The following is a 7,868-nucleotide window of genomic DNA, read 5'->3' on the forward strand; positions in this document are numbered from 1 at the left end:
AGGGTGAGACCCGATCCACAGAAACGGGGGGTTATGTGGACGGGCTCACCTCGGTGGCGCACGGGCTCACTTCGGCACAGGTGGCGGGCGCGAAGACCAACGACGTCCCGCGCCGGTCGAGCAGGTCGCTGAGCGCGATCCTCAGGGCGAACGTCTTCACCCTGTTCAACCTCGTCATCGGCGTGCTCTGGGCGCTGATCCTGATCTTCGGCGAGTGGCAGGACAGCCTGTTCGGGCTCGTCATCGTGGCCAACGCGTTAATCGGCATCATCCAGGAGGTACGCGCCAAGCGTACGCTCGACAAACTCGCGGTGATCAACGAGGCCCCGGTCAGGGTGCGGCGCGACGGCGGGGAGCGGCTGATCGAGCCCCGCCAGGTGGTGCTGGGCGACCTGATCCTGCTCGGCTCCGGCGACCGCCTGCTGGTGGACGGCGAGGTGGTCGAGTCCCGCGGGCTGGAGGTGGACGAGTCGCTGCTGACCGGCGAGGCCGACCCCGTGCACAAGCAGCCGGGCGACCATGTCCTGTCGGGCAGCTTCGCGGTGGCGGGCTCCGGCTCGTTCGTGGCCACGAAGGTCGGCACCGACGCGTACGCGGTGAAGCTCGCGGAAGAGGCCAGCAAGTTCCACCTCGCCCATTCTGAGCTGCGCGACGGCGTGGCGAGGTTCATCAAGTACCTCACCTGGCTGGTCATCCCCATCGGCGCCCTGCTGATCGTCAGCCAGCTCGTCAACTCGGCCGACCTCGGCACCGCGATCACCGGCGCGGTCGCGGGCATCGTCACCATGATCCCCGAGGGCCTGGTGCTGATGACCTCGATCGCGTTCGCCGTCGGTGTCGTACGCCTGGGCCGCCGCGAATGCCTGGTCCAGGAGTTGCCCGCGATCGAGGGCCTGGCCAGGGTGGACGTGCTCTGCCTGGACAAGACGGGCACTCTCACCGCCGGCGGCATGGACCTCGACCAGGTGCTCCCGCTGCGTGACGACCAGCCGGTCGACGACGCGCTGGCCGCCCTGGCCCACCTCGACTACCAGCCGAACGCCACCGCCCAGGCCATCCAGGCCCGCTACCCGCAGGCCCAGGAGGGGTGGTCGGCCACCGAGACGGTGCCGTTCTCCTCGGCGCGCAAGTGGAGCGGGGCGGACTTCGGCGAGCGGGGCGCCTGGGTGCTGGGGGCTCCCGACGTGCTGCTCGACGGGGGCGACGGCTACGTCAGGGCCGCCGAGCTGGCCGCGACCGGGACGCGTGTGCTGGCGCTCTGCCGTACGGACAACCTCGCCACCACGGAGATCGTGGAGCCGGTCGCGCTCGTCACGTTCAAGCAGCGCATCAGACCCGACGCGCACCAGACCCTGCGCTACTTCGCCGAGCAGGGCGTGACGGTCAAGATCATCTCGGGCGACAACCCGACGGCCGTCTCCGCCATCGCGACCGGCCTGGAGATCCCGGACGGCGACCGTTCGGTGGACGCCAGAACCCTCCCCCATGACGACCCGCAAAAGCTGGGCGAGCTGCTGGACTCCCACGCCGTCTTCGGCCGGGTCAGCCCGCGGCAGAAGCGGGAGTTCGTCGCGGCGCTGCAGGCCCGAGGCCACACCGTGGCCATGACCGGCGACGGCGTCAACGACGTGCTCGCGCTGAAGGACGCCGACCTGGGCATCGCGATGGGCGCGGGCAGCCCGGCGACCAAGGCGGTCGCGCAGGTGGTGCTGCTGGACAACAAGTTCGCCACACTGCCGCACGTCGTGGGCGAAGGCCGGCGGGTGCTGGCCAACATCGAACGGGTCTCCAACCTGTTCCTCACCAAGACCTTCTACGCGATCGTGTTGTCGCTGCTGGTGGGGGTGGCCGGGGTGATGTTCCCGTTCGCGCCCCGCCACTCGACCCTGACGAACGCCCTGACCATCGGCATCCCGGCGTTCTTCCTCGCGCTCGCGCCCACGCTCGAGCGCTCCAAGCCCGGGTTCGTACGCCGGGTGCTGCGTTTCGCCGTACCCGCCGGGGTGTTGTGCGCGGCGGCGGTGCTGCTGTCGTTCTGGGCCGCGCACAAGGGCACCTCCACCCTCGTCGAGGACCAGACGTCGGCGGTGATCACGCTCTTCCTCACCACGTGGTGGGTGCTCGTGCTGATCGCCAGGCCGCTGAACTGGTGGCGGGTGGCGCTGGTCGGGTCGATGGCGGTGGTGTTCGCGATCGGCCTGACGCTGCCCTTCGTCAGGCGGTTCTTCGCGCTCGAACCGGGCGACATCAGCAACGACCTGACCGCCGTCGGCATCTCGATCGTGGCTGCCGCGGCGATCAGCATCGCGGTCAAGGTCGCCGGTACCCTTAGAACATGACCGACCCGCAGATAGTGCTCACCGAGCGCGTCCAGCAGGCGCTGGCACACGCGTTCGGTACGGAGCACGCCGACGCAGACCCGCTGATCCGGCCGTCCCAGTTCGCCGACTTCCAGGCGAACGTCGCGATGAGCCTGGCCAAGCGCCTGCGACGGGCACCGCGGGAGGTCGCGGAGGCGATCAAGGCGGAGTTGTCGGACTTTCCCGGCACGGTCGAGGTCAGCGGCCCCGGCTTCCTCAACATCACCCTCGACGACTCCTGGATCGAGTCCGAGGCCCGGCGCATGCTGACCGACCCGCGGCTCGGCGTCGGCACGATCACGCCGTCGCAGACCGTGGTGATCGACTACTCCGCGCCGAACGCGGCCAAGGAGATGCACGTCGGCCACCTGCGCACCACGATCGTCGGCGACTCGCTGGCCCGCCTGCACGAGCACCTCGGCAACACCGTGATCAGGCAAAACCACCTGGGCGACTGGGGCACGCCGTTCGGCATGCTCATCGAGCACCTGCTCGACATCGGCGAGGAGACCGCGGTCGCCCAGCTCGAAGCCGGCATGGGCACGGAGTTCTACCAGGCGGCGCGGGCCAAGTTCGAGAGCGACGACACGTTCAAGCTGCGCGCGCGCGTGCGGGTGACCACGCTGCAGTCGGGCGATCCCGACACCATGCGGCTCTGGCACGTGTTCATGGACGCCACCGTCCGCTACTTCAACAAGCTCTACACCCTGCTCGGCGTCACGCTGACCGACGCCGACCTCGCCGGCGAGAGCATGTACAACCCCATGCTCGAAAAGACGTGCGACGACCTGGAGGCGTCCGGGGCCGCGGTGATGAGCGAGGGCGCGCTCTGCCTGTTCCCGCCGGGTTTCACCGGCTCCGACGACAAGCCGCTGCCGCTCATCATCAGAAAGAGCGACGGCGGCTACGGCTACGCGTCCACGGACATGGCCGCCATCCGCTACCGGGTCCACGATCTCAAGGCCGACCGCATCCTCTACGTCGTAGGCTCCGACCAGGCGCTGCACTTCCGGATGGTGTTCGCCTCGGCGCAGCTGGCGGGCTGGCTGCCCGACACGGTCTCGGCCGAGCACGTCCAGATCGGCATGATGCTGGGCAAGGACGGGCGCAGGTTCAAGACGCGTTCTGGCGAGTCCGTCAAGCTGATGGACCTGCTCCAGGAGGCCATCGACCGGGCCACGGCCGCGATCGCCGACCGGGGGTACGACGAGACCACCCGGAAGGAGATCGCACATGCCGTCGGCATGGGTGCGGTGAAATATGCCGATTTGTCGGTCAGCCACGACAGCGAGTACGTCTTCGACTTCGACCGCATGCTCGGCTTCACCGGCAACACCGGCCCTTACATGCAGTACGCGACGGCCCGGATCCGCTCCATCTTCCGCAAGGCCGGGGTCGACCCGGCCGACGCGACGGCTCCCATCGTGCTGGCCGCGCCCGCCGAGCGCGCGCTGGGCCTCCACCTGCTGGGCTTCGGCGAGCTGACCTCGCAGGTGACCGCCGAGTCCGAGCCCCACCGACTGTGCGCCTTCCTCTTCCAGACCGCCAGCCTGTACAGCACGTTCTACGAGGAATGTCCGGTGATCAAGGCGCCCGACCCAGAGACCAGAGCCTACCGCCTGGCCCTCTGCGCCCTGACGCTGCGCGTGCTGGAGACCGGGCTCGACCTTCTGGGCGTCCCTGTCCCCGAGCGCATGTAACAGGCAGTTAGCTCAAAGAGCCCCGATCCGTCGTGGGCGCGCCTCCACCTCGTTGGCGCGCCCAAACGGTTAGGCTTTACGCGGTCATGAACTGAGGCCGAAATGGGGGAGTTCTCTGCCTTGAGCACGGACCTGACTGCGAGCCCCCCTGCAGCGACGGAGTTGCATCGCTACGCCGAAGCACTGCTGGCGCACCTCGCCGCCAACGGCAGCGCACCTCCCGCCCCGCCGGGCTTCCGCGACATGCCCGGCTACTGGTTGCCCCCGGCGGTCGAAGCGCTGGTCGCCATCCTCGCCGGCGAGGACCCTCTCGAGCCGCTGAGCAAGGCCGCGGGTCGCGACCAGCAGCAGACCGCGCTCTTTCTCTGCCTGGCACTCGCGGTGTCCGGGCAGGGCAGCCGCATTCACGCCTCCTGGCTCGGCACCGCCTTCGGCGACCTGTCGCTCGACCGGCCGGTCTCCCACGGGCAACGCTCGCTCTGGCTGGCCGCCGCCAGGGGCGCATACGGCCCCGCCGGCAAGATTTTCGTGCTGCGCAAGCTCGATGCGCTGGCCGTGCAGGAGCACGCCGATCCCGAGCAGTGGGTGCAGGCACTCGTGCCGGGCGAGCCGTCGGTCGTGGTGCCACCGTCACTGGTCGACTTTCCGGAAATGGCCGAAATTCCGGAGCTGGCCAGACCTGCCGTGGCCGCCGCCCGGCTGGCCAGGCTACGCGGCCGCTGCGCGGAGATCACCTCGGCACGGCAGGCCGAGCACGACTCCTCCGCCCCGCTCGTCAACAACTCGGGCAGCCCGGCTGTGGCCTGGGCCGAGGATGAGCCGCTCGCCGTACTGCGCTCGCTGATCGGCCAGGGCGGGCCGGCCGGGCCGATGGCTTCGCTCAGCTCGTACCTGCTCGATGACCTGCGGCCGGGCGCGGACCCGCACCTGGCGGCGATCGCCCTGCACGTGGCGGCGCCGATCCTGCGTGGCGTGGCCGAGGAGCTCGAGGCCGACAGCCGCCTGGAGCCGCCCGCCACGCTGACCGTCCCGCTTCTCGGCCACCGCATCCACCTGCGACCCGAGGGCCCTGAACAGTCTTCGCTCGCCACGGCCGAGGACGCGATCGTCACCGACGGAGTCGTGCCGCGCGCCCGCCCGTGGGCCGCCATGGTGCTGATCGTGGCGGGGGTGGCCTGCCTCATCGGCGCGGCGCTGGTCGACAGCCTGCTCGCGGCGGCGGGAATAGCCATGATCGGCCTGTCCTGCTGGCAGCTCTGGCAGCGCCGCAAGCTCGTCGAAGCCGACGCCCGCTACGTGGCCGCCCAGGTCAACGAGCTGAAGGAGCTGGCTGAGGGGGCGGTGTGGGCCCTGCACGCGTATGCCCGCGAAGCGGACACACGCGCGAAGCAGGCCGCTGACGACGCAGCCGAGCTGACCCGGCTGATCCGTCGCGGCCCGCGCGCTGCTTGAATGACCTGACGGGCCCGATCTCGCGTTAGGTCGTCTCGATCTCTACGTGAGCCGGCGCGAGCAGGAAGACGCGGTCGGCGATGCGCTCGATCCGCCCCTCGCACCCGAAGGCCAGCCCAGCGGCGAAGTCGACCATCCGCGTGGCCTCGGGCATCGGCATGCCCGTAACGTCCATGATCACCGTCTGCCCGTCACGGAAGTGCTGACCGATCAACGGCGCGTCGTTGTACTTGAGCGGCTGGACCATCACGATGCGTGACGAATCAACGTTCGGGCGCCACCGCTTGGCGGCCCGCTCAGTGGCAGGGACGTACTCGTCCTCGTAGTGCCCGTCGTCGTCGTAGCCCTCGTCGTATTGGTCGATCCCGCCCAGGCCAAGGTAGCTCACCACCTTGCGCACTGCCCCCATCGGCTTGTCCTTTCCTCAGGAACTCACCGTAATCGGCACGTCCCTACCCATTGGACGGTAACCGACGATTCCGCATTCGCCACGCGACACGCCCAGCCCTAATTCCATTTTGTACGGCTTGCAGCCCGCTTGCAGCTGGATTTCCGCCCCCCGTATAGCATCGGCCACATGCGCCTCTTCACCGTTGACGCCTTCACCGACACAGCTTTCAAGGGTAATCCCGCAGCGGTCTGCCTGCTGGACTCTCCAGTTACTGACCGATGGATGCAGAGCGTAGCCGCCGAGATGAACCTCTCCGAGACCGCCTTCCTGCTCGGAGATTCCCTTCGCTGGTTCACCCCGGCGGTAGAGGTCACTCTCTGTGGTCACGCCACGTTGGCGACGGCTCACGTGCTCTATTCCACCGGCGCCGCGACCGGCCCGCTGGAATTCTCCACCGCCAGCGGCACGCTTACCGTGAATCGCCGGCCGGACGGCATGATCACAATGGATTTCCCGGCCAAGGAGGTGACCCCCGCCCCCGTTCCCGACGGCTTGGAGAAAGCACTCGGGGTCACGCCCGTGCGGGTCGGAAAAAGCCACCTCGACCTGCTGGTCGAGGTGGAGTCCGAGGAAACGGTACGCTCGCTCGCCCCCGATATCGCAGCCCTGGCCGCCGTGGACGCGAGAGGCGTCATCGTCACCGCGCGAGGCACGGATACGGACTTCGTCTCCCGTTTCTTCGCTCCGAATGTCGGTGTGCCCGAGGACCCGGTGACGGGTTCGGCGCACTGCGCGCTTGCCCCGTACTGGTCGGCCCGCCTGGGCCGGGCATCGCTGACCGGCGTCCAGTTGTCGGCGCGGGGCGGCATCGTGCACGTAACGCACGCCGGTGACCGGGTCCACCTGGCCGGCCGGGCGCTGACTGTCCTCTCTGGCACGCTGCACATCTAGCCTCGTGCGAACTCCGAGGCCTCGGCGAGGAGTCGGGCGAGCACCGGGTCGAAGCCGTCCGCGTCGTAGCCGTCACGGCGGTCTCACAGCCGAGGTCGTGTTCACCCACACGGCTGAGTCGAGCGCCCTTACGTCAGGTTTCGGGTGCAGGCGGTGAGCAGGGAGGCCAGCCGTTGCACCTCATCGGGCGGAAAGCCAGTGAGACAGGCGCTTCTCCACGTCAAGCACGATGTTGTCGGCCTGGTCGAGCAGTGACTCGCCCGCGTCGGTGAGGGTGACCGGCAGGGCTCGGCCTGCCGGTCGGCTGCTCGGCGACGGTGACCAGCCCGGCCCTGTTCAGGCCGACGAGCACGTCTCGCAGGAACTGCAGGGTGACAAAGGTGCGGCGGGCGAGTTCGGCTGCGGGAGCTCCGGGCGCGTCACACATAATCTCTCATGTAAGGAACCTGACATGGAGGAGGGGCGATGCCCGCAACCACCACCATCACTGCCGGCGCTCCGGTCGCAACCCTGATCAACGTCTTCACTGTCCAGGCCGACCGCCAACGCGAACTGGTTGACCTGCTGGTCAGCGCCACCGAAGAGGTGATGCGACACCTACCCGGATTCATCGCTGCCAACATCCACGCCAGCGACGACGGCACCAGGGTGGTCAACTACGCCCAGTGGGAGACCGCGGACGCCTTCCACGCCATGCTCGGCAACCCGGCCGCCCAGGCGCACATGAGCAAGGCCGCCGACATTGCCGATCATTTCGACCCACACCTCTACGCCGTCGAATCAGTGCACCATCGCTGACCCTACGCACCCGGCGTGCTGCCCCAGAAACAGAAAAGGGGCCCGACGCGTAAGCGTCGAGCCCCTTCCCCAAACGATTGTCCGGCGGTGACCTACTCTCCCACACCCTCCCGAGTGCAGTACCATCGGCGCAGAGAAGCTTAACTTCCGGGTTCGGAATGTAACCGGGTGTTTCCTTCCCGCCATAACCGCCGTAACCCTCCGAAACACACAAAC

At 68.5% G+C, this 7,868-nt stretch carries 6 protein-coding genes and 1 rRNA gene; 5 read left to right on the plus strand and 2 right to left on the minus strand.

The genetic code is table 11. From position 1 onward, the window contains the following. The first annotated feature begins 35 nt into the window (after nt 1–35). The 3 genes from ACFLIM_RS30710 to ACFLIM_RS30720 all read left to right on the plus strand — a co-directional run bounded on the left by ACFLIM_RS30710 (nt 36) and on the right by ACFLIM_RS30720 (nt 5,512). Nucleotides 36–2,339: an HAD-IC family P-type ATPase gene (locus ACFLIM_RS30710; RefSeq protein ID WP_393171370.1), complete on the plus strand. Its 2,304-nt coding sequence runs from the start codon at nt 36–38 to the stop codon at nt 2,337–2,339. Next, the gene (gene argS / locus ACFLIM_RS30715; protein ID WP_393171371.1) at nt 2,336–4,060 is read left to right on the plus strand and encodes an arginine--tRNA ligase; all 1,725 of its coding nucleotides are present in this window, start codon (nt 2,336–2,338) and stop codon (nt 4,058–4,060) included. The genes ACFLIM_RS30710 and argS overlap by 4 nt, the downstream gene beginning before the upstream one ends. A 120-nt stretch (nt 4,061–4,180) precedes the next feature. Continuing rightward, on the plus strand, nt 4,181–5,512 hold the full coding sequence (locus tag ACFLIM_RS30720; protein ID WP_393171373.1) for a hypothetical protein: 1,332 nt from the start codon (nt 4,181–4,183) through the stop codon (nt 5,510–5,512). Between the two features lie 25 nt (nt 5,513–5,537). Here ACFLIM_RS30720 and ACFLIM_RS30725 read toward each other — a convergent pair whose 3' ends face one another. After that, a complete protein-coding gene (locus ACFLIM_RS30725) occupies nt 5,538–5,921 on the minus strand; it encodes a cell division protein SepF (protein WP_393171375.1) in 384 nt (127 codons plus the stop codon). Nucleotides 5,922–6,089: 168 nt separating this feature from the next. Between ACFLIM_RS30725 and ACFLIM_RS30730 the strand changes: the two genes are divergently transcribed. Together ACFLIM_RS30730 and ACFLIM_RS30735 are read left to right on the plus strand one after the other, a co-directional pair. Then, on the plus strand, nt 6,090–6,854 hold the full coding sequence (locus ACFLIM_RS30730) for a PhzF family phenazine biosynthesis protein (RefSeq protein ID WP_393171377.1): 765 nt from the start codon (nt 6,090–6,092) through the stop codon (nt 6,852–6,854). A gap of 465 nt (nt 6,855–7,319) precedes the next feature. Beyond that, nucleotides 7,320–7,652, plus strand: a complete 333-nt coding sequence (locus tag ACFLIM_RS30735) for an antibiotic biosynthesis monooxygenase family protein (RefSeq protein ID WP_393171379.1) — start codon at nt 7,320–7,322, stop codon at nt 7,650–7,652. A gap of 79 nt (nt 7,653–7,731) precedes the next feature. Here the strand turns inward: ACFLIM_RS30735 and rrf are convergent. Beyond that, a 5S ribosomal RNA gene (gene rrf / locus ACFLIM_RS30740) occupies nt 7,732–7,848 on the minus strand. Nucleotides 7,849–7,868 lie beyond the last annotated feature (20 nt).

This window comes from Nonomuraea marmarensis, assembly GCF_043197025.1.
Taxonomy (GTDB): Bacteria; Actinomycetota; Actinomycetes; order Streptosporangiales; family Streptosporangiaceae; genus Nonomuraea; species Nonomuraea marmarensis.